17 protein-coding genes are annotated in these 23,519 nt (G+C 43.1%); 2 read left to right on the top strand and 15 right to left on the bottom strand.

What is annotated here, in order from left to right:
• Nucleotides 1-215 precede the first annotated feature (215 nt).
• The 6 genes from NST58_RS08170 to NST58_RS08145 form a co-directional block, all read right to left on the bottom strand.
• Nucleotides 216-4,019 carry a GH32 C-terminal domain-containing protein gene (locus NST58_RS08170; RefSeq protein ID WP_339247224.1) on the bottom strand — a complete coding sequence of 1,268 codons (3,804 nt, stop codon included), beginning with the start codon at nt 4,017-4,019 and terminating at the stop codon, nt 216-218.
• A gap of 94 nt (nt 4,020-4,113) precedes the next feature.
• On the bottom strand, nt 4,114-5,007 hold the full coding sequence (locus NST58_RS08165) for an ROK family protein (protein ID WP_339247222.1): 894 nt from the start codon (nt 5,005-5,007) through the stop codon (nt 4,114-4,116).
• Between the two features lie 21 nt (nt 5,008-5,028).
• Nucleotides 5,029-6,510 (bottom strand): glycoside hydrolase family 32 protein, encoded by a 1,482-nt coding sequence (locus NST58_RS08160; protein WP_339247220.1) that lies wholly within the window; start codon nt 6,508-6,510, stop codon nt 5,029-5,031.
• Nucleotides 6,511-6,567: 57 nt separating this feature from the next.
• Nucleotides 6,568-8,181, bottom strand: a complete 1,614-nt coding sequence (locus tag NST58_RS08155; RefSeq protein WP_339247217.1) for an ABC transporter substrate-binding protein — start codon at nt 8,179-8,181, stop codon at nt 6,568-6,570.
• Nucleotides 8,182-8,242: 61 nt separating this feature from the next.
• Entirely contained in the window at nt 8,243-9,124 is an 882-nt protein-coding gene (locus NST58_RS08150) for a carbohydrate ABC transporter permease (RefSeq protein WP_036675818.1), read from the bottom strand.
• Nucleotides 9,125-9,141: 17 nt separating this feature from the next.
• Nucleotides 9,142-10,062, bottom strand: coding sequence for an ABC transporter permease subunit (locus NST58_RS08145; protein ID WP_076220051.1), 921 nt, complete (start codon nt 10,060-10,062; stop codon nt 9,142-9,144).
• A gap of 465 nt (nt 10,063-10,527) precedes the next feature.
• On the opposite strand from NST58_RS08145, the gene NST58_RS08140 reads away from it, so the two are divergent.
• Nucleotides 10,528-11,565 carry a LacI family DNA-binding transcriptional regulator gene (locus NST58_RS08140; RefSeq protein WP_339247214.1) on the top strand — a complete coding sequence of 346 codons (1,038 nt, stop codon included), beginning with the start codon at nt 10,528-10,530 and terminating at the stop codon, nt 11,563-11,565.
• A gap of 102 nt (nt 11,566-11,667) precedes the next feature.
• Here NST58_RS08140 and NST58_RS08135 read toward each other — a convergent pair whose 3' ends face one another.
• The 4 genes from NST58_RS08135 to NST58_RS08120 form a co-directional block, all read right to left on the bottom strand.
• Nucleotides 11,668-12,474 carry an ATP-binding protein gene (locus NST58_RS08135; RefSeq protein ID WP_179088749.1) on the bottom strand — a complete coding sequence of 269 codons (807 nt, stop codon included), beginning with the start codon at nt 12,472-12,474 and terminating at the stop codon, nt 11,668-11,670.
• A gap of 321 nt (nt 12,475-12,795) precedes the next feature.
• Entirely contained in the window at nt 12,796-14,193 is a 1,398-nt protein-coding gene (locus NST58_RS08130; RefSeq protein ID WP_076302143.1) for an MATE family efflux transporter, read from the bottom strand.
• A 396-nt stretch (nt 14,194-14,589) separates the two neighbouring features.
• Nucleotides 14,590-15,741 (bottom strand): DUF4163 domain-containing protein, encoded by a 1,152-nt coding sequence (locus NST58_RS08125; RefSeq protein WP_076307099.1) that lies wholly within the window; start codon nt 15,739-15,741, stop codon nt 14,590-14,592.
• Nucleotides 15,742-15,856: 115 nt separating this feature from the next.
• Nucleotides 15,857-16,594: a CPBP family intramembrane glutamic endopeptidase gene (locus NST58_RS08120; protein WP_076193517.1), complete on the bottom strand. Its 738-nt coding sequence runs from the start codon at nt 16,592-16,594 to the stop codon at nt 15,857-15,859.
• Nucleotides 16,595-16,935: 341 nt separating this feature from the next.
• On the opposite strand from NST58_RS08120, the gene NST58_RS08115 reads away from it, so the two are divergent.
• Nucleotides 16,936-17,367, top strand: a complete 432-nt coding sequence (locus NST58_RS08115; RefSeq protein ID WP_076125314.1) for a hypothetical protein — start codon at nt 16,936-16,938, stop codon at nt 17,365-17,367.
• Between the two features lie 325 nt (nt 17,368-17,692).
• Here the strand turns inward: NST58_RS08115 and NST58_RS08110 are convergent, their stop codons facing one another.
• The 5 genes from NST58_RS08110 to NST58_RS08090 are packed head-to-tail and all read right to left on the bottom strand — an operon-like array spanning nt 17,693 to nt 23,510.
• Complete coding sequence (locus NST58_RS08110) at nt 17,693-19,999, bottom strand: thiamine pyrophosphate-dependent enzyme (RefSeq protein WP_076125316.1); 2,307 nt, start codon at nt 19,997-19,999, stop codon at nt 17,693-17,695.
• Between the two features lie 26 nt (nt 20,000-20,025).
• On the bottom strand, nt 20,026-21,036 hold the full coding sequence (locus tag NST58_RS08105; protein ID WP_076125317.1) for a 2-oxoacid:acceptor oxidoreductase family protein: 1,011 nt from the start codon (nt 21,034-21,036) through the stop codon (nt 20,026-20,028).
• Between the two features lie 45 nt (nt 21,037-21,081).
• Entirely contained in the window at nt 21,082-22,047 is a 966-nt protein-coding gene (locus NST58_RS08100; RefSeq protein ID WP_076125319.1) for a flavodoxin family protein, read from the bottom strand.
• A gap of 10 nt (nt 22,048-22,057) precedes the next feature.
• Nucleotides 22,058-23,026 carry a 2-keto-3-deoxygluconate permease gene (locus NST58_RS08095; RefSeq protein WP_076125321.1) on the bottom strand — a complete coding sequence of 323 codons (969 nt, stop codon included), beginning with the start codon at nt 23,024-23,026 and terminating at the stop codon, nt 22,058-22,060.
• Between the two features lie 40 nt (nt 23,027-23,066).
• Complete coding sequence (locus NST58_RS08090) at nt 23,067-23,510, bottom strand: hypothetical protein (RefSeq protein ID WP_076125323.1); 444 nt, start codon at nt 23,508-23,510, stop codon at nt 23,067-23,069.
• Nucleotides 23,511-23,519 lie beyond the last annotated feature (9 nt).

Below are 23,519 nucleotides of genomic sequence, written 5' to 3'. Positions count from 1 at the left end.
GATTGAAAATTGCACACTGAATGTCAGCTTTGCCTTTATCAAGAACACCAAAATTCTTTACAAAAGTTTTAAGGTTTTAACTAATTTACATTCTACTTACATTTCCAATATCCGTCAATACATAAAATGCAGCCAAAACAAAAAGCAACTCATCCGCAGACAAGTTGCTTTTTAGACACGCTATTCCCCCTTCCATTGCTTCTATCATCCTCAGGTTAATTGGTAATTACCCATTGTTGTCGATCAAGAGTAGGATCAAGCTCGCTAAGGGACAGTGTCGACCCATCCGCTGATACTTCCAGCGCTTTCTTATGATGAGCAGAAATAATACTTACGGTACCATCATCATTTTTGTGAAAAATCCAACGCTGATTGTTATATCCGAGATAAGGGTATAACTGGATTTTATTTTGCCCTGTGTCTAGATCAAGCGCCTGACCGGCTGTTGTACGAATAGAATAGGAACCTGCATCGTCCCCCGTCGGCACGAATACCCACTTCTGATCCGTAAAATCATTTGCAACCTTCAGTGTAACAGCTTCACCATTTGCGAGATTTGCTGTATAAAGGGATTTCTGTAGTTCTGCATTTACTAGACTGGAAGTGGTCAAATTAGCCGGTGTTGCTCCGCTCACGTTAACGTTTTGATATGAAACATTTCCGCCAAATACATTTAGTCCAAAGCGGCCTTCTGCAAATGTGCCGTCCTGCAGGTCGATCACTTTCTGCCCATCCACATAAACCACGATATGCGGGCCCTTCGCTTCGATTTTCACTTTGTAGGTTTGACCCGGCTGAATGAACGTCGGAACTTTTGCTAGAATCTGACGCTCTTCAAAACGGCCGTCGATTTTATAAAACAGACGGATGGACTTCATATTCGGATCCAGATTTAAGTAGTATCCGCTGCGTCCATCTTCGCTGGCACGGAACAACATAGAGCCTGCTCCTCCGGATTTCCCTAACATCATCTCTGCTTCATAAGTAAAATCTCCTGCCTGCTTCTCTGCGATATAATTCGCGTCACTCCAGTAATTTCCACGAATCCCATTTTCACCAATGACCCAGGAGGCTGCAGATAGATCTTTAGTCCACCCACTTAAGTTCGTATGAAATTCACCCCCAGATACCTTAACTAATAAGCTAGCGGATGTCTTCCCATTTGGAGTAGAGACGGTAATGATAGACTCGCCTTCTTTTTTAGCTACAAGGGTTGCCTGGGATTTATCCACCACGTTTAGTTCAACAACATCCTTGTTACTGGAATTCCATTTAAGCGGCTGTGCCCCATTACCGGTACCATTCTCTACCATCGCCAAAAGTATGTCGCTTTGCCCCTTGCTCAGTTCGCGATCACTTGTATCCATCATTATCTTGGTAGCTGAGCCCGTCTCCTGATTCCATACAGAGCCTAACTGATTCACCTTCAGAGATACGACTTTTACGTTGCCTCCTTTGGTGTAAAAACTCAAAGCTCTGCTGGCTGGATCCGGAAAAATGACGTCAGAGAAAACAACTTTACCGTTGTTGCCAAAAACCTCAATAAAAGACTCATCTACAAGGATACGCATCTTAACTCGCTTGTTCTCCGTTTGCATTGCCGCTTCATGTCTTGTACTAAATAGACTCGAAAAATCCGTCAAACCAGATGCAGACCGATCCACGAAAATCCGACCCTCACCAGGTTTATATCCAACAACCGTTTTTTGACTTCCCCCTACACGAACGTTAAAGCCAAATTCACTAACCTGACTACCTGCTGGAATTTCTACTTCAGCTTCAATCTCGTATGCACCAGAGGTAACCCCTTTCAATAGATTCTGAGAAGAAGGACTCACCTCTTTGTTAGCAGTAGAATACAGCTGACTACGCAGCGATTCCAACTCCTTAATCGGACTTTGAGCGAGCTGAATCCCATTTTTTGTCGTTACTAATGAGACTTCTCTTGGGATTGACAGTACGCCTTTCCAATGGCTTGTTGGAAAAGCAAACGGATAGTCCCAGTTTGTCATCCATGCCATCATTACGCTGCGATGATCTGGCATGTTCGAAAAAGACATTGAAGCGTAGAATTCTTTTCCAAAATCTGTTCGCAAAACTTTCCCTGCCGGATTATCATTAACGAATTTACCTTCCGCTGTTAAATGACCCACAAAATATTCAGCATCTGATCCGCCTGTTTTTGAATTCGCTCCTGTACTAATCATCAGAACCCATTTCTTCTGTGATGTTCCGTCTACCGAAAGCTGAAGCAGATCCGGACATTCCCATACACCGCCGCGAACATAGTCCCCGTATCCCCAACTATCTGTCAGGTTCCAATCAAGTAGATTCGTTGAAGCAAAGAAACGAATATGGTCTCCACCGGATACAACCATTACCCACCTGTTATTGTCATTATCACGAATCACTTTCGGATCACGGAAATCCCAGCCTCCCGGCTCCCCTCCATTATCGCCTGGATTTCCGATAACCATTGGACGCGTCTTGGAATATTCCCAAGTACGACCTTGGTCCTTGCTGTATGCAAGACCGATACGCTGATTCCCATTCGGGCCATCGGGATTATAGGAAGTGTAGTAGGCAATTAGACCTTTACCTCCTGAATCCCCGAACAAACCTGATGCATTCGTCAAATCTGCCACAGCTGATCCAGACCAGACATGCCCATGATCATTCCACGGCAGCGCAATCGGAAGCCGCTTCCAGTTCAGCATATCTTTACTGACAGAATGTGCCCAAGTGCCTCCGTCCTGATGGAATAGATGATATTCACCTTCGAAGTAGACAAGTCCGTTCGGATCACTGGCAGAACCACGAATTGGCGTATAGTGGTATTGAGGACGATATTTTTCACTATAATAATTGCTGGCATCCGTCACATAGGTATCCTGGAAGTAAGCTGTTCCCTGTTTAACAACGATTCCTGCATATCCATCGGTATAGGTTTTATCTGTTAGATCGATTGCGGCCGGGGTGTATCCGTCTAGAAAGACCTGAATTCTGTTTCCCTTCGCCTTTATCTCTACATGATGTTTTGCTCCGGCCTGACTTGGATAGGTATGCTGTGAACTTGCAATCGTTGTTCCGTTAGCTTTCGTCAGACTTACACGAACCTGATTTCCTTCCTTTGTCAGGGCTGCTTCATATCCCTTTGTTCCATCAGCCGATGAACGAAAGGCGAGCGCTGCAACAGAATCAGGACGAAGAGATAGATTTCCTTCATATACAAAATCAGCAGCTTGTTTATTATAAATTTGCTGTGACTTCATCTGGTTTACTGCCATTCCTTTTTTGCCGTTGATATTAGGCTGCCATTGTCCTTTATTTGTAACCACAGCACCCAAATTCCCTTTCAGGTCGCTTACGATAATATTTTGGAACAAAACAGAACCATTCCATACATTGAGTCCCAGCTTACCAGTACGATACGCATCATCCTGAACCTCAATCACAGGTTTATATTCATTGTCCCAATATACTTTCAGTGATGAACCCTCTGCTTTCACCTTGAGATGATAGATCTCTCCTGCCTTAACAGTAACCTTCCGCTCCTCTTTTAATTTCCCTTCACCATCACTTGCGTCTCGTAAGCGGATCATACCTGCATTCGGAACAATTTGGAGCATGTAGGAACCCCAGCCATCTTCATTAGAACGGAACAATAAGGTCGCGTCCGCTTGCATATCCTTGATCATGACATCAGCTTCATAGATAAAATCCTCTGACACCGTTTCGGAGATTGCCATTACATTTTCTTGTGGATCAGAAGTCAGTAAAATCCCTTCCACAGTATCCGCCAACTTACCTTTTCCTTTTATTTGCCAACCTGTCAAGTTTGTGTTTGTTTTGGTTACGCTTTCAAAAATAGAAAGCCCCTCCTTAGCTTGTTTACTTACCTCCTGATCAGCGGGCGCAGCCCAACCCGTACCGGGATTGGCTACATAAATGCCTGCTGAAGTCATAACAAATCCTGTTGCCATGAGAAAGCATAAAACTACTTTTCCCTTATTAACCATCCTCTTCACCCTCTTTTTCTATCATCAATCATTTCTTTTATAGTAAAATAAGAAGGAGGCCAATTCATTGCACTGACCTCCTCTCTATATTCTTTTACAATTGAGCAGAACTCTGACTTTCCAGTGCTGTGAGTCCAAGAGCGAGAGCACCACATAATCCCGCCTGTTGGCCTAGTCCTGGTGGAACGATATACTCATCTATGTGTTCCAAAATAGTACTTGAGCTGACATAACCGTTCAGGTTCTGTAGCACGGCCTGCCGAATAAGTGGAAACAATTGTGACTGCTGCATAACACCACCACCCAGAATGATTTTCTGAGGAGAGTTAAGCAATATAGCACCCGTAATCGACTGCGCAATATAAAATGCTTCCATTTCCCATGCAAGGTGATCTATAGGAAGTTCATATCCCTTCTTCCCCCACCTTGCTTCAATAGCAGGACCTGCCGCCATCCCTTCTAGGCAGTCCCCATGATAGGGACATCCCCCTGGGAATTCATCTTCAGGATGGCGTCTTGTAAGAACATGACCCCCTTCAGGATGCACAAGACCATGAATAAGTTTGCCTTCTGAATACACTCCCACACCAACACCCGTGCCAACTGTATAGTACAAACAGCTGGATAACCCTTGGGCTGCGCCCCATTTGGCTTCACCAAATGCCGCTGCATTGACGTCCGTGTCCCAGCCAAAGGGAACCGAAAAGTTTCTTTTCAAAGTGCCCAGCATATCGTAATTTCCCCAACCTGGTTTTGGTGTTGTTGTAACGTAACCATACGTCGGACTATCTGGGCTTATATCGATTGGACCAAACGATCCAATTCCGATAGCTTCTACTGGTTTGTCTTGAAAATATTGAATAACTTTGGGCAACGTCAACTCAGGATGTTCTGTCGGGAAACTGATCTGATCTTCAATGATCCCATTTTCATTCCCGATGCCACATATAAACTTCGTTCCGCCAGCTTCAATCGCTCCTATACGCATATACAAGACTCCTCTCGGTGACTAATTCTTGTCTTGCTCAGCAGAGAGAGTAAGCTCATAGATATCCAGGGAAATCAGCAAGTCATTCTCATTTTCTGCAAACACAGCAATACCTTTAGATTCTAGTCCAGGGAATATAAGATCCGTAATCACTGCCTGACCTCCATTACTAAACGCCTCAACGGAAGAGCGATCCACATAAATACGGAGATCATTTGACTCATCAAGCGCTGCGAGTTTGGCTGAATGATGTCCTACGAAATGTTCATGGAAATCATGCTGGCCCGAAGCCTTCCGGTCTACATAAAGTTCCTCTGTCTCACCGTTGATACCGATCACTGTTTGTTCATCCGCACCAATTCTTACCTTGAAACCTACAGATTTATCCCGAGCGAACTCAGCTATAATCTCATAAGATTCCAAGTGAATCTCTTTAAGAAGAGTATTGATTTCTTGCACCGTTGCATTTTTTATAGAAAGGACTTGTACACGAGCTGATTCCAACTCTTGGACCGGCTTCTGCACAAGAAAGGTTCCCCCTTGTCTTGATTCGAGCTGAAGTTCTCTTGCAATTGTCATCGCGCCACGGAATTCTTCTGCTGGCGTCTTGTTAGCATACATCCAGTTGCTCATCCAGCCGATAAATAGCCTTCTTCCATCTTCCGCCGGTATATCGGACCAACTTACACCTGCATAGTTATCTCTTCCATAATCAAGCCAGCGAACTTTTATCGAATCTTCATCTGGCGTGAACACTTCTCCATCAAAATCCCCTGTAAAATACTGTGTTCTTGATCCTTCCACAAAAGCGGGATCCGCACCGATGCTCACTAGCATCACCCATTTCGTGTTCGAAGGATCGCCATCAATGGCCAGCGGGAACAAGTCCGGGCATTCCCATACCCCGTCATGAGAACCGATTCCTTCTCCGAATTCACTGGCAAATGTCCAGTTCATCAGATCAGGAGAATGATATAGACACACCGTTTGACCACAAGCTACAATCATCACCCATTGATTAGTATCTTTATTCCAAAATACTTTCGGGTCACGGAAATCAATGAATGTATCATGTTCAAGCACCGGGTTTCCATCATATTTCGTCCAGGTTCTTCCGTTATCCTTACTATAAGCCAAGCTTTGACGCTGAATGGCTGGCTTGCCTTCCGGCATATCCAAATGGTGTGTAAAAATCGCTACTAGACCTGGTTTATCTTCAAAAAATCCAGTCGTATTATTCCAGTCAACTACGGCACTGCCGGAAAAAATCATACCTAATTCATCTGGAGCAAGAGCGATAGGCAGCTCCTCCCATGTAACCAGATCCTTGCTGACCGCATGGCCCCAGTGCATAGCGCCCATAGTCATTCCACCTGGATGGTGCTGAAAAAACAAATGATATTCATCCTCAAAATAAACCATTCCGTTTGGATCATTCATCCACTTTTCCTTAGGGGAAAAATGATACACTCCGCGGTAATTTTGTTTCGCAATCGTAGACATTATTGTTTTCTCCTTTACTCCCGAACACGGTCTTTACCGTATATTATTTATAGTTTATTATTTGCTTGCTCTGTCATAGCCGCCTTGTTTAATTTCAAGCCATTCTTGCAAGCCCAGACGGTCCAATTCTTTCAAATATTCATCCCACTGCGCTTCGACTTTACCATTTTGGTACCATTCAGTACGCATTCTAAGCACGTAGGCAAAAAGATCCGTCTCAATTGTCGTAAGGCGATCAAGCTCTTGAATGGAATGGAATACACTCGGCATTACGTTTTCTGCTTTCATTTTTGGCGCCATGATGTTCTTGATAATATCCATTCTGCCTTTGGCATCATCCGGCATGGTTGTGTATTTGCCATAATAGGAATCAAGGATAGCTAAGGGTCCACCGACACTTGTTTTCTCACGTAGTTCTACAGGAGCTGCACCCTCCAGCGGCAAATGCTTCAGCATTTCTTTTTCTTTATCAAATTCGAAGATATTTTGCTGTTTATCGTCTCCATACGTTCCCCAGTTGTTCTGTACAGATTGAATCGGATCGTAGAGTTGATCAACCCATTTCGCTGTCGTTTCTAAGTTCTTATTGGCGCTAGTAACAACCATCTTACCTCTGCCCAAACCAAGCGCGTTCGTTCTTGTTACGTTAACTTCACCATCTGGTCCAGCAAGTGGAGGCATAACCTCGTAAATGTCATTTGCTCCAGTGATGTTAGCTTTATCCCATGAGAAGTAAAGTCCGTATCTCTGATCCTTTCCTTTTGCAAGGTAAGTACTCCAGTCCTGAGTATAGGCTTCAATATCAATGAGTCCTTCTTTATACAGCTCGTTAATAAAAGAAACGGCTTCTTTGTAGTCATCTTGTGACGCCGTAAATATTACCTTTCCATCATTGCTTACAACCGCGTGGTCGGGGTTCTCCCCCAATCCGAATGAAGCAAATAGGAAAACCAGATCTTCTGCTCCAGGCTTGTTAATAAAGGACAAAGGAATTTCGTCAGCCTTACCATTGCCATTTGGATCTTTTGTCTTGAAGGCAATTAATACTTCTTTTAATTCTTCTGTTGTTGTAGGCATATCAAGGCCCAGCTTCTCAAGCCATTCCACATTGATCCAAGGCATACTGTCTACCGCCTGGATTCTTTCTTTGCCATTGCCCAGCTCTTCGATCCACGGAAAGGCATAAATATTACCGTCTGGTGCCGTAATCATACTCTTGTATTCCGGTGCTTCTTCCAGCACCTTTTTGAAGTTGGGCATATTGTTCTCGATAAGCTCATTCAGCGGAATAATGGCACCATCTTTAGCAAGCTTGAGCAGCTCATAGTCGCTATAGTCCGCATTAAAAATTGCATCAGGAAGATCGCCGCTTGCCACAGCCAAGTTTCTTTTTTCAACAAATACGTCTTTCGTGAAATTCTTCCAATTAATATGAACATTCGTCTTTTCTTCAAGACGCTTATTAATCAGTTTTTCATTTGGATCAACGGGTGCAAGTGGAGAGCTTTGCGTAATAAAGTTCAAAGTTACTTTACCGCTGGCGTCCTGTTCTTTACTAGCTGCACTTCCCCCTCCTCCTCCGCCACCGCATGCAGTAAGGAACATAAACGAAGCAAGTACAGATGCAGAAGCTACTTTCGTTGATACTCTTGATTTCTTAATTCTTTTCATAGGGTATGACCTCCAAATTAGATATGAATGAATTAATCTTTATCTATGTGCAGCCTGTTTCCTACTTAAGGGAACCGACCATAACACCTTTTTCAAAGTACTTCTGGAAGAACGGATACATAACAATAAGTGGCAAACTGGAAACAACAATGGCAGCGTACTTGATGATTTCAGACAATCGTTTCATTTCCGCCATGGCGAGTTGATCGCTGATCATGCCCGGATCTACCTGATTCTGGATCAAGATGGACCGCAACACGAGCTGCAGTGGATGAAGATTCGGATTATCTAAATAGATCATGGCGTCAAAGTAGGAATTCCACTGGCCCACAAAAGCATAAAGAGCGAGCACGAAAACAATCGGTTTGGAGAGCGGTAATACGACACTGAAGAAAATCCGCATCTCCGAAGCTCCGTCGACATTAGCGGCTTCCTTCATTTCATTCGGTACTCCTTTGAAGAAAGTTCTAGAGAGAATGATGTTCCATACATTGACTGCTCCTGGAATGATCACCGCCCATACTGTATCAAGCAGACCAAGATTCTTAACGAGCAGGTATGTAGGTATAAGCCCACCCCCAAAGAACATGGTGATAATAAACAAGGTCATGAAGAATCCTTTTCCTTTGAGCCTGTCATCAGACAGTGCGTACCCTGCACAGATTGAGACGAGAACGGTAAGCATAGCAAATGAAACAGAGTATAAAACAGAGTTTCCAAAACCTCGGATCATGGCCGGATTAGAAAGAATTTTTATATACCCTTCTAATGACCAGTCCGAAAGGTTGAATGATAATCCTTTACTGAGCAGAACTGATGGATCCATAAAAGATGCAATCACTACATAAATCAAAGGAAGTACAATGATAAGTACGGCCAGTGTCAGGAAGATCGCGTTCAGCACGACGATAAAGCGATCTAATCCGGAATGTTTAATGGGCATAGCTTGTTGCTCCTTTCTTAGTAAAGACCTTCGCCCTCATTCAGTTTCTTCACGGTGAAGTTAACGGTGACGAGCAAGACGATGTTGATGATAGAGTTAAACAACCCTACTGCGGCTGAATAAGCATAATCGCCCGACTGCAAACCAATTTTATAAACGTAAGTCGGAATGATTTCTGAGGTTGGCAAGTTCATCGCCGTTTGCATGAGATAGGCTTTTTCGAAACCAATGGACATAATCCCACCAGCTGCAAGGATAAATACGATAGCCATAATTGGACGAATGGTTGGCAAATCGATATGGCGTATTCTTTGTAGAAGATTAGCGCCGTCAAGATTGGCTGCATTATGTAACTCAGGATCGACATTAGCAAGTGCTGCTACATAAATAATGGATGCCCAACCGGCTCCGGTCCAAATATCGGACAGAATGTAGATCGAACGGAAGTACTCCGGACGAGACATGAACATGATTGGTTCACCTGTAAGCCACGTGAAAAACTGGTTAATCGGTCCCGTTGGGGACAAGAAGATAAACAACATCCCGACCACAACGACAACAGAAATAAAGTTAGGTGCATACAAGAACAACTGAATGTTCTTTTTGACGCCTGCACGGCGAATTTGATTTAACATCAACGCAAGCAGGATTGGAATTGGAAAACTCAGAATTAATCCGAAAAAACTTAATTTAAGCGTATTCATAAAGATAACTTCGAAGTTGGGGGATGACAGGAATTTCTCGAAGTTGTACAAGCCTACCCATTCACTCCCCATAATCCCTTTGATTGGGCTGAAATCTTTAAAGGCGATAATCGCACCATACATAGGACCGTATTTAAAAATCAGGGTCAGGATCACAGCTGGTGCGAGCAAAATATAAAGAAAGTAGTATTTCTTTAGATAGTCTAGTAAGGAGCTCTTATGTTTGGACACCATTGTTCTGTGTTCAGCTTCTATTAGGTTTTGCAATGCCTTTACCTCCGTTCTTATCAATGTTTATATCTTGATGCAGTAAGGGCTTTCAATTGGCTTATGTCCTGCTGCTTTTACAATTTACCAAACACTTAATCGTTCGTCAATACATTTTGTAAAAATATTTATGTGCATATGACAAAATATTTTGTTCATAAATGACGCTTTAAATTTTACAAAATTACAAATACAGCCAATTTAAATAGGATTGTATACTTTAAAGTCAACATATTCTCATTAAAACGAAAACAAAACTACCTTTTTTGCACACTTACCCACTGGTAAAATGTAAACTAAATTGTGCATTTGTAAATATTATATTGCTATTTTGAGTAAACTAATATACATTAAAGAGAGTTGGAATCATGACAAATAGTACACTATTTGTGGCGAAGGTTAAGAACAAGAATATAGAGGTGAATTACATAGATGGCCAGGGAAAAAGTAACCATACAAGACATCGCGGATGCTTTAGGAATCTCCAGAAATACAGCTTCCAAAGCCTTAAATGGAACGAATGGTATACCTGATGAAACCAGAAACAAGGTTATAAAGAAAGCGATAGAGTTAAAATATAAACAATTTGCTTTTATGGACACCGAGAGTGTTCAACCAAGAAACTCTGGAAACATCGCTTTATTAACAGAAAACTTACCTAACACTTCCCACTTTGGATCGAAACTGATCAGTGGCATGGAGAAACGAATCAGTGCAGAAGGATATAATTTATCCATGCACATTATAAGAGACATTGATCAAGAGTCCCTGTCTCTTCCAAATAATTTTGATGTCGCCAATGTAGACGGAATTATTTGTATTGAGTTGTTCAATTCGGAATATAGTAAGCTGATTACAAGTCTAGGCATTCCAACTATTTTCATCGACTGCTCTGCCGATATCTGCTACCCTGAATTCCAAGCAGATGTACTTCTCATGGAAAATGAACACAGCACATATCAACTTACAAAAAAGTTAATTGATGGCGGTTACACATCACTGGGATTCATCGGAGACTATAATCACTGTAGGAGTTTTAATGAAAGATGGGTGGGCTTTAATCGCGCATTGATAGAATCTGGGATTCAGCTTGATCTCTCACAATGTATTCTCGATGACGATCGACTATTTTTTTCGAGTCCGGAGTGGGCAGATGCTAAGCTAAGCCAAATCAATCAGCTTCCTTCTGCTTTCGTGTGTGCTAACGATTATATTGCGGTTACCTTTATGAAGTCACTCAAAAATATGCTTTCCATTCCTAATGACCTCGTGATTTGTGGTTTTGATAATGGTCCTGAATCAAGCATTGTAGAACCCCATCTCACTACTGTTCATATTTATAGTAATCAGATGGGTGTCAAAGCAGCTGAAATGCTACTTTCCCGAATTCATGATCCGAAGCAACCCTATCAGGTTTCTCATATTTATACCAAACTCATCCTAAGAGACTCTACACCTAATATCAGTTGATGAATTTAAAAGAACCCAAGCGATTAAAAATTCCGTCGCTGGGGTTCTTTTTTTCGTTGAATTGCTCCAATTACAATATCCTGTATTTATACTCGCCCACAATTAGTTTATGGAAGGATTGTATTCTTCATAGGATAGAACAATATGCTCTCGTTTTAGCAGACAATGCTCTATGATCGCCTTACGTTTCGCTTTCAGGACAATTTGTTCAATATCAGCAAAACTGCAACCGGAAAGACGTTCACATGCCTCGTCCATCAACCCAGCTTCACTTTCAAAGTCATTAATTAACAGTTCGACATATTGACGCCTACTTGATTCATCCGGGTTAGCATAAATCATTTTTGTATCAAACCTTCGCCAAATAGCTCTATCCAGTTCATTTTCTAGATTCGTCGCTGCTACAAAAATGCTATTGTCACCAAAATCATCGAGACATTGCAGCAGTGTATTCACCGCACGAGCCATTTCTTTAACCTCGTCATTACTCTCCCGTGTTCTTGCAATGGCATCAAACTCATCCAGGAAAAGAACACAAGGAGATGCTTTGGCATACTCAAATATTTTACGGATATTACTTCCAGTCTCGCCCAAATGACTGTGAATAATTGCATCAAGTCGAACCAGGATAAGTGGAAGCTCCAGCATTTGAGCCATATAAAATGCCGTCAGTGTTTTCCCTGTGCCCGGTGGACCATACATAACCACTTTATTGGGAATGGGAACTCGATGCTCTTCAAATCTTTCCCTCATACCTAAGATTGTGATGAATTCTTCGACAATCTTTCGATTCATATCGGGTAGGATCAGATGTCTAACCTTTTTGGCACATTCTTTGGGTGTATAATAGGTACCCATATCAATCCCTTTTGCTCTGGGTAGACGTTGATTGGTGCTGCTTTTATTCATTATTTATTGAAGCTCCTTTAAAATGGTTATTTTCAAGAAATCCAAAAGATCCTTTCTGAATCCAGTTCAACCTGCTCTAATTGCCGCTCGAAGTTCTCGTGAGGAACGATAGAGTCCGCTTGTGACCATTCATTATCCACAAATCAATTCAAATACACATTTTTTTATTCGTAATTATTACGATTTAAAATATCATACTTTCTTTTTGTTTATAATGTCAACCAGTAGCACAAAAAAGAGCCTTTATAATTCCAAGGCTCTTTTAGGGTATATCTATTAAATCGGCCATCCAGGCAAAGCAGAAGTTCCAGCATCTTGCCTTCACATATTGTAAGTCCTGGCTAGCTTGGACTTAGCTCTGAGCCGGGTGAATTCCTTAGTTACCAGGATTACCGTCCACACTACAACCACAGAATCAATTACAAGCGAACCCCAATATACTCCGGAGACGCCTAACCATCTTGGCAAAACAAGCATCACTGGCACATAAAAAACAAGTTGTCTGGTGATGCCGATAACGGCTGCCGGCTTCCCTTTATTAATCGCAGGGAAAAAGGTCATGGCCATAAAAATGAGCGACAATAACGGCAGAACCGCCATGTTCAACCGGAAATATAACATTTCGCTGGTCTTAAAGATTTGATCCGGCAGCATTAGCCCCAGAATGGAAGCCGGCGAGATCATGGAAATTATCCAGAAAGGCAAAGTCAGCAGCATGGAAACGAGTGTGAATATTTTATAGGCTTTGATGGCGCGCTCATACTGTTCTGCTCCAAAATTTATGCCGATGACTGGCTGCAAGGCGCGCATTAATCCGAATATCGGCGTCAACAGGAAGGTGAAAACACGAAAAACCACTCCATAAAATGCAATATCTGCTGTAGTCCCGTATCTCGAGAGTGCATTAAATACTACAACAGCCTGTACCAGATTCATAAAGTTCATAATGAAAGAGGACATTCCCAGACCAATTATGGATTTGATTGTGGCAGCATCCCGATAGATTGCGAAGACATTCGTTCGGAATGAGGCAAATCCTTTGCCAAAATAAATCCATCCCAGCAAGGTGTAGACCAGCATCCCGATATTTGTAGCCCAGGCAGCACCCTCTACTCCAAAATTCAGCCAGGCTACCAGAATATAATTGGACAATACATCAACTGCCAGTCCAATGCCCATTACCACGGCTGCCGATTTCATTTTCCCTTCGGCACGTACAATCATGTTGGCAGCCAGTCCATAAATCCAGAAAAATGAACCAATCACCGTAATTCTAAAATAGCTGTCTCCAAGAGCCAGAGTTTCCCCTTCTCCTCCCATGATTCGCACCAGCTGTGTAGAGAAAAGCAAACCCAATACCATATAGACAAGCGTTACAAGGATGGACAGATAATTAACATTCCCCATCAAACGCTTCTGCATTTCTTTGTCCTGCCTGCCGAGGGCTAAACTTAAAGCAGAACCGGCACCCACCCCAATCAAGGAGCCCAGTCCCAAGCTGATCTGGGTTAAAGGATAAGCTACCGATACCCCAGCCAGTGCTTCCTCTCCGACAAATCTTCCCACAAATACAGCGGCAATAACCGCATTTAAGCCATAGAGGACCATTGCGATGATAGCGGGCCATGATAACTGGACCATAATATTCCAAAGATTACCGTTGAGAATAAAATGCGTCTGCTTGTCTTTGCTGTTGTTTATCTGTGTTACTGTGTTCATAATATGAATTTTCTCTCCTTCTTTTGACTGAATATGCAAAGTCGTCGTTCAAAAATTATACGGGACTCCTTGCATTAACTAGTCTATAAGACATGTTGGCTAGCAACTACCGCAAAAAGGATTGTTTCTATCTCATATAGGATTTTATCTTTGAATTTATATAAATCTCCCCGGAATAGCCCCCTCTCATTTCCATTCTATTAAAAAACTGCAGCAGGAGTGGTCGCGGCTCCGCAAGTTTCCGGTACATGGTCAATTTTGAATGCTAGGCAATCATTTAGTCCCCCCTACTTAACTCAACAAAAAAAGCAACTTCCCAGTTGGCAAGTTGCTTTAAAAAAAACTCTTTTGTGATAAAGTAACGATGAAAAAAAACGATTGAAGTCAAAAACCGACCTAATAAGCAGCGAACGGATCCGCATTATTCGAAAGGAACTGAGCCCATGTGAATTTGAATTCAGGACTGCCTACAACACTTTCTGCTATATCACCTGGAACAAAAAACACAGTGAATCCTGCATTAGTCAAGTAGAAGTTATCCAGGTATGCATTAGAATCTTTAGTTAACTTATTGAACAGGTCAATAGAGTAGATAGAAGACTCAGTACCTTTTTGGACTTGTTCTTGAAGTGATTTCTTAATAACCTGACTGTAATTGCTGTTGGATTTCAGCAAATCTCCCAGCTTCATTGTCGTACCATCCTGCAGAGAGTAAGTAAGACCTGTTTGTGAGCCGCCTCCATGAGCTCCGCCGAGGTATTGATAATTGGTAAGCAGGAAGCTAATCACTCCATTTTGATTGTAAGTCACCTTGTAGGCCAGTTCGAAATCGTATGTCGCTCCTTCCGCTGGAGCACCAGACTTAGCCAGTTGTTTTTCCGAGGCATCTAGAAACTTCTGTGCCTGAGCTTTCACCGCTTTATTAATTGCCGCTTCGGCATTTTGATTCGCAAGCTGCGATACAACTGGATATACGATATTGATGGTTACATCCTTATGGGAATTAGAAGACTGGAGTTTACCGGCAGTTATAGTCAGTTCATTCATTCCTGCATTCGTGATATTGACAGTACGGGTTTGTCCGTTCCATTGGGCCAAATATCCGAAAGGTTCAACCAAGGCTTGCACTGCAACAAAAGAAGTTCCTCCGATTACCTGAGCTTCATATCTTTGTCCCAGACCGCTTCCATTTAACTTTACAAGTGCACTGTCGATATCCAATGAATAATTTACAGTATTCTCTCCCAGGGTAAGCTCTACACTATGATTTTTGTTATCGTATTTAACAGCTGCGCCTAATGCTTGCGCTGCGTCTTTAAGCGGAATGAGTGTATTACCTAATGGGCTTAGGAAAGCCTGAGTCCCGATTGCTTTACCTTTAACCTGGACATTCACCCTGGAGGTTATTGTTGCAGTAATGGCTGCAGCATGAACTGATCCGACAGACACGGGTAAAGCCGCCGCTGTGCCAACTGCAGCCAGTGCTGCTGACAATAGAAGTACGGACATCCGCTTTTTAGTTGTGAATTTTTTAACTTGAGTTTCCATTTTTGAAGATCTCCTTTTAGTCATTTTCTTACTATCACACTATAATCCCGTCATTTCCCGGATGGTTTACAGTATTTTCAGAAAAAGATTACAATTTTTACATGGAATTCTCTAATCAATGATGCATTGAAACCATAAAGGCAAATCCAAAAAGTGTCCAGTCATTTAGCACATGCACTATAAACGATGTCCAAATGTTTTTAGTCTTAATGTATGGATAGAGCAGAACAATCCGTACAATGCCGATACCGAGAATGGCTTGTGCAATATTCCAATTATAAGTTGGTAAATGGTATGCGCCAAAAATAATGGATACTACAATCCACGCTAAGATAATCGCAGACTTTCTGTTCAGTTTAAGTTTTTTTACTCCTAAGTACAAAATGACTAAGAATGGAAGGATCGTTATTAATTCTTCTCCAAAAAGCATCGGGAGCATTGTCAGGAACGTCGTAATTGTATCGGAAAAATTACCATTGAATCCTTCACTCACTGGATTTGCACTAAAATTAAATAATTTCGTAATAATAAAACCAACACCATAGGTCACAATAAGATTTACAATGTACGTCCCAAGAATTAATATAATATCTTTAGCAACTAATTTTCTGAAAAGTAATGTCCACTGACTCCGTGCAACAAAGATAACTGCTGCTAATGGGAAAATCACATTTATAAAAGGATGTCCATAAGTACCTCCAAACCCAATAAGAAACAATGCAAAACCTGCAGCAACAGCTATCAGAAATATTAGGCTGGTTTTCAAATTTAGAGTAGGGGATTGCAGTTCACTGTAGAACGGAAAATCATCATTTTTACGCTCAAATCTAAAAAAATTACTTTTACTCATCATTAATCAAATCCTTCCTGAAAATAATGAAAAGCTATACTCTCTGAATACTAAAACCAATGATGCGGAGAATAGAAATACAGTCAGCTGTTTTTTGTACTATCACACTATACTCCCATTTTTTTCTGAAACATTTACAATTTTTTCAGAAAATAATTACAATATTTACACAAGTTTTGAATAAACTGAAATTAATTCATCACTTAATTTTGCAAATTCATGAAAATGTTTAAAAAAATGAATCTATTTCAGAAATAATTATGTTGTTTTGATAAAATAGACAGGTAATAATAGAATAAACAATTGCCTTGTTAAAAAACTAAAAAGCGAGGTTTACCAATGTTATGGACCTGAAGCTGTTAAAAAAAATTAAAACGATAAATTTCTTCACATTCTTCTTTTTTTGGACTGTCATCTTTTTTGCTCTTGCGGATAAGCCACCACCTGCTGGTTTCTATGGGCTTATTGCCCTATTATTAGTTTATGGTATTTTACTTATTATCTATTTAAATGATTTTATTGAAAGCTTGATTAAGAAGCGAAGAGGAGTTTTTCTACTCAATTTGTTATATTTCTCCTTGGGAGGTTTTGCTTTCAGTCTAATTCTTTCAATTATTGTCATTAATCTTGTTTCAAATGTAGAAAATGAAGGATATCTAATCTCGGCATTCAGTTCAACCGTAATAGGATTGCTTAACGGGTTATGTTTTTATTTTTTCAACAAGCTGCTTGTGAAGAGGTACAATCTAATGATTGAGCAGAACCGCTCTGAATAATAAAAGAGCCGAACTAGCTAAAGAATGACGTATCGCCAAAAAGCAACTTATCCGCAGATAAGTTGCTTCTTTATCATGATTTTTAACTTCTACACTATATAAATAAAGTAACGTAAACCGACGAATCCTCTGTCCTTACAGGTATTAATCTATTCCCAGACTTTGTTTCTTAAATTCACTCTCGAAACATTACTCCGTGAGATCCCCAGCTCCTTCGCTATCTCCCACTGTATCCGCTCTTCTCGATCTTCAGATATACTCCCTTGAGCAAATCATCCACTTCAGAATCAAAATATCGATAAGTGTAATGTTTAAAAAACTATATTCACAATTCAGAATGCTCGTGTTTCGCTTTGAGACGACTCCAGCGGCGCTGAACTTCGCTCTCAAAGCTGCGCAGAGCCGGTTCGTTCTCAGGCTTGAGCAGATGGCGGGTCTTACCCATCGTCTTCAGCCAGGCAGAGACTTCAATACGTTTGTCCTTGTTCTCCGGATTGTACGTAATGGTCGTTGTGCCTTGTTCCACTTCATACAGCGGGAAGAAGCAGGATTCCACCGCCAAGGATACAATATCCGTCCCATCCTTGTCTTCGGTCATCCAATTCAACGGGCAGGCAATCAGAATCTTGCCGTAGACCAGACCTTCATTCTGCGCGTACCATTGGGCCTTAGCTGCTTTTTTGAGCAGATCCTGCGGGTAGGCTTCACAGCCGGTGAATACATAAGGAATATTAGTGGCTGCCATGATCTGGGCAGTATCTTTATGCTGGGTAACTTTACCCTGCTGGGTCTTGCCGATGCTTGAAGTAGAAGTCCGGTGACCGAGCGGTGTTGAATAAGACTGCTGTGCACCAGTGTTCATATAACCTTCATTATCATACTCGATGATAATCATTTTATGTCCGCGCAGTGCAGCACCAATGGCTGGTCCCATCCCGATATCCATACCTCCGTCGCCTGTTACCATAACGAAAGTAAAGTCATTCCTCAGGCCCAGTCCATCCAGCTCTCCGCGGCGTTTGCGTTCCCAGAACATTTCTACCACCCCGGACAACGTAGCCGCACCGTTCTGGAAAAGGTTATGGATGAACGTTGACTTGTGCGACGAATAAGGATAGCCGGTTGTTGTAACCATTGCGCATCCTGTATGGTACAGCGCAACGATATCTCCTTCAATTCCCCTGAAGAACAGCTCAAGACCCGAGAAAATCCCGCAGCCCGGGCATGTGCCGTGACCCGGAGCCAGGCGTCTTGGTTTCTTCATCAAACTGCGGATCGGGGGAATCTTCACGGCCAGCTTTCCGGTTTCTTCATTTTTAGTAACAGTAATGAGGCCCGTCTTCAACAAATCGAAATTCATCGGCTTAAGCAGGCGCTGCGGTGCCTTTTCCGGTTCACCAGGATTGTGGCCGTAGTAATCAAACGGTACTTCAACACGGTCAGCAACAACAGCATCCAACGCCAGCTGGAAGAAATGATGGCCATCTTCAGCATAGAAGTCCTTTCCGCCTAATCCGTAAATCCGGCTGATGACTTTAGTCGTTGTATTCCCGTAAGTGAACAGCGCTGCTTTGATTTCGTTAACCATGTTGCCGCCGTGTCCGCCGAAGGAATCCGCACGGTCACCAACAGTAATGGCTTTGACATTCTTCAGTGCTTCCGCGATCTGCTTCTGCGGGAACGGACGGATCATGTTCGGTGAAATCGCTCCGGCTTTGACTCCCTGCAGTCGCAACTGATCCACAACATCCTTAATGATCTCGGACGCGGAATTCATCAGGAAGACAGCCACATCGGCATCCCCCATCCGGTACTGCTCAATCACCTCATAATGGCGTCCGGTCAGATCAGCAAATTCCTGAGCGATCTCTTCGAACACTTCACCGGCATTGTACATGGCCACAGACTGCTGATAGCGATTATTGATATAATCCGGTTCATTCATGTAAGGACCAACAGTAACCGGATTGTTGCGGTCAAGGGTATCGGTTGAGCCGGCTGGCGGCTGTTCGCCTACGAATTTATGCACATCTGCGCGGTGCGCAAAAGCCTGTACGCGGCGCTTCTGGTGAGAAGTGAAATATCCGTCCGAAGCTACCATAACCGGCAGGCGGACTTTGACATGCTCAGCCAGCTTCAGTGCCATCAGATTCATGTCGTAGACCGACTGCGGGTCACGGCACATCAGAATCGGCCAGCCGGTATTGAGTGCAAAATACAAATCGGAGTGGTCCCCGTGAATGTTCAGCGGTCCGGAGATGGAGCGGCAAATCAGGTTCATAACCATGGGCATCCGCGTACCGGCTTGTACAGGCAGCTGCTCAAGCATGTACATGTAGCCTTGCGCACTGGTGGCGTTAAATACGCGTCCGCCGGCTGTAGAAGCGCCATAACAGATACCTGCCGAGCTGTGCTCACCATCTGAGGGCACGAGCATAATGTCATGCTGGCCGCTGGCTTTCATCGTATCGAGGAATTGGGCAACCTCTGTCGATGGCGAGATCGGGAAATACCCCATGACATGATAGTTGATCTGATGCGCAGCATAGGCCGCCATCTCATTGCCTGATTCATATAGGAATTTCTGTTCTACTTTGGCAGAACCTATTTCTTTTTCATAATCAATAGCCATTGTTCATTCCGCCTTTCTAACCAGATTTACGCTTGCGTGATGAGATCGAATGGATGATGCACTGTATGGCTGTCGGCATAGCCTTCCTTCTCGCGCATGCTTGAGAGTGCCGAGGTCGGGCAGGCGCCTACGCATTTCAGGCAACCCTTGCAATATTGATAATCGATGCCCCGCAGGAACATCTGTGAGCGCCCCTTGCGGTCAAGCCGTTCTTCCCACACAAAACACTGGTCAGGGCAGACGGTGTCACACTGTGCACAGTTAATGCAGGACTCATTTTCATAAGCCGGAATCATTCCGGAACGGGAAATGCTCAGGTTCTTGAGGAAGCTACTTCCCGGATTGATGATCGTACCGCCTATAGGCTGAGTTTCATAGCCAAACGGCGAAATGTCGGAACGCACATATTCAGGCATGCTGTCCCCTGCCTCCAGCTCGAAGTGCATAAACTTCACTTCATTGTAGCCGCGCTCAAAAGTCGTAATAGCCGATTGTACAGCCTGCGGATATTTTTTGCCGAGCGATTTCTCAATAACGCCCTTCATCGTTTCAGCAACCAGGAATGGGCAGAGCCGGAACAGGGCACCCAGCATCGCCATGTTTACACGGTTTTTCTCTTTCAGTGCGATGCTTGTCGCGTCGATCACAGCAATGGTTCCGGCTTTCATCTTCAGCAGCTCTTTGAGTTCTTCCGGCGTCTTGGCCGAGTTCACAAGAACAGTGCTGTCTTCATTAATCCCGCTGGTGACATTAACGGTCTTGACAAGCGCTTCGTGGAACACCCCAACCACATGGGGACGCTCTACCGGCGAAGTATCACGGATATGCGTGTTTAAATCACAGAAGCGGATGTGGGCCTTTACAGCAGAGCCCTTTTTCTCTGATCCATAAGACGAGAAGCTTACGCCGTTCAGCCCCGCTCCGACGACTCCCGCTTCTGCGAGCATTTTACCCGCCAGGTTAGCTCCCAAGCCTCCAATAGACTCCAGTCGAATTTCAAAAAATCCGAGATCGTTAATTCGTGGTAATTCAATCATAAATGAACTCCTTTCACTAGAAGACTAGTAATACTCTTGCGAGCATTAATCCCGTTCAGGTCTGGAATAAGCTAAATAATTTTTGTACTTCTTCAACCGTTCAGGCAATTCGTCAGCCTTTGGATTACGTTTTAAAGAAACTTGATATAATTCATCTGCGTGGCCAAGCTTTCCGGAGATTAGAACATGGGAATGTGCTCTATCTTCCTCGGCGATATCAAATCTTACTTTACCGTCTTCCACCTCCAGAGTCCCCCTGACCCCGCAAATTCCACATATTGCTGGGTAATTATCATCATGATTTCTGATTTCTATGAGTTTGGAATGACAGATTGGACATAAACCAGGTTCGCCAATATACTTCGCTTCCGTATCTGGATTCATGAGTGTTTCAGCCACATGACGACCGGATTGTCTTGCTCTCTTAAGTTCTTCCTCCCTGAACACAACTGCTCCAGGTAAGCCAACCCAATTGACCAGCATTTTATCTATTACATTAATTTGCATCGGCAACGTAAAAAGGTGGAGCATCGGCAATGCGAGTGTGTCCCACTCACTTCCTCCTACAGCAATAAGAGAAGCTACTCTTGTTTTAAAGCTTCTTTCATCCGGGCCTTTGCCGGTAGTAATCCCTCTTTCCTCGCGTTGCTTCTTGGCAATCATCCGGAAAGCAATGTCATGAGAAGGCCCCATCCGGTCATTCAGAATCTTCAATAATCCGTTAGGACTCTTTTCATAAATGGCTGAGCTCAAGATTAATCCGTCGCATTCCATTAATTTTTCATCAATAAATCCATAGTCATCATTCTTTATCACACAGTCTCCTGAGCCACACTTTTCAAGCAGACTCACTACACAAGCATTACAACCGGTGCAAGGTTTAATATGTAAATCATTAAGACGCACAAGTTCTACTTCGGCACCAAGCTCCTCAGCACCCATTAAAGCTTCTTTAACAAGGATTTCTGAATTGCTCATTCTTCTTCCGCAACTGATCCCTAAAATTTTCATTAGTAGCCTCCTACAATTCGAATTTGTTAAGCATATTTTCAGAAACTGATCCACGAGATCGTTTCAGCTTTTTCACAAGAACTGGAGTGACAATTGCACTGGCAACAACTGCGAATGCAATTTGTGCGCGGGCACTCTCAACATAAGGCAGATATGCCTGATCGACCTCTGCCATAAGTTGAGGTACCGTTATGGATAACCCGGCTACACAACAAATCGCCGCAGAAGCATGCCCGTCTTGTTTCAGACAGAATCGGTCAACTAACAACATGGGGATGTTATTAATCAAGGTAAAGATCAAGAACAAAATCAGCCCCAGCCCACATGAGCTGAGTGCGCTCTTGAGATCGATATTCGCCCCAAGGCAAAACCCCAGAAAAGGCACCATAAGTGAGGTCCCTGATTTGGAAAAATTACGAACAGCAGGATCAAACATACCCAGAAGAAATCCGACTACAAACGGAATTAAAGTAGCCATGATGCTTCGAGCGTCAATCCCATTTCCGGAAGAGAAACCAAGAATACAGACGGGTATGAACGGTAGCCCGATAAGGTTCAGCAGAGCAAACGCAGAAATGTCAGTGTCATCACCATAATTCTCCATCAGCGCAAGGTACATGCCGGGATTGCAACTAGTGATGCAAGCCACAAGTGCCAGGGTAGAGATTCCTCCAAAACCCGCCAAACCGAAAAGCTTCATAACAACGATCCCAAAAACAACACTAAGAACAAGTTTTACCGCAACTAGTATGCCGCCCCGCCGCAGAGTTGTCACAAGCTGTTGAGGTTTGAACTGAATACCACAGAATACTAGCAGAATTCCCACGATCGTCATCGTTCCCGCATTCGAAAATACAGCAGTGGACGGATTGCCAACCATCAAGGTTCTCGGATAAAAAGTATGCATTATTGCAGCGATTCCCATAGGAAGCAGCATCATTCCGCCTGATATTCCCTGTATTCTCTCTAATATTTTCATGTACGGCGATTCCCTTCTTCCAAGTAATCGTGTCCTTCCTCTATCTGACTGTTACTCTTGCGCATGCTTTATTCCCGGCAGCTTTGGCTAGAGGTGTCATGATCATGGTCATTAGATAGGAAACCAAATAAAGCACCGGATAATTCCCAGTAAATGAGGTGAGAAAGCCTGACAGGTTTGATGTGCCAAGCAGAGCCATCACTCCGCTGATTACAGTTACAGGAATGAAGTTTATTAGCAGACAGCCGACACATTGACCCGCCAGTAAATCCTTCTTTAGAGCAAAAAGCCCCGTAAACCAGTCGCTAATCCTCATCAAGGGAATAAAATCGTTAATAAGACAAGCCAGCGAGAAACCAACCAGGGTGAACACCCATGTTCGTCCATTAATCCCCTCATTCATCAGGGAAGCTGCAAGCGACATCGCCGCCGCAGAGGGAAGATTCAACACAAGCTTAAAATACAAAGAATATGTCTTACTCATTTTCCTGCA

It is taken from the genome of Paenibacillus sp. FSL R10-2796 (assembly GCF_037965315.1).
In the GTDB taxonomy this organism is placed as follows: domain Bacteria; phylum Bacillota; class Bacilli; order Paenibacillales; family Paenibacillaceae; genus Paenibacillus_AQ; species Paenibacillus_AQ odorifer.
Note: the sequence above shows the minus strand (reverse complement) of the source record. Positions and strands in the feature narration are given on the sequence as shown.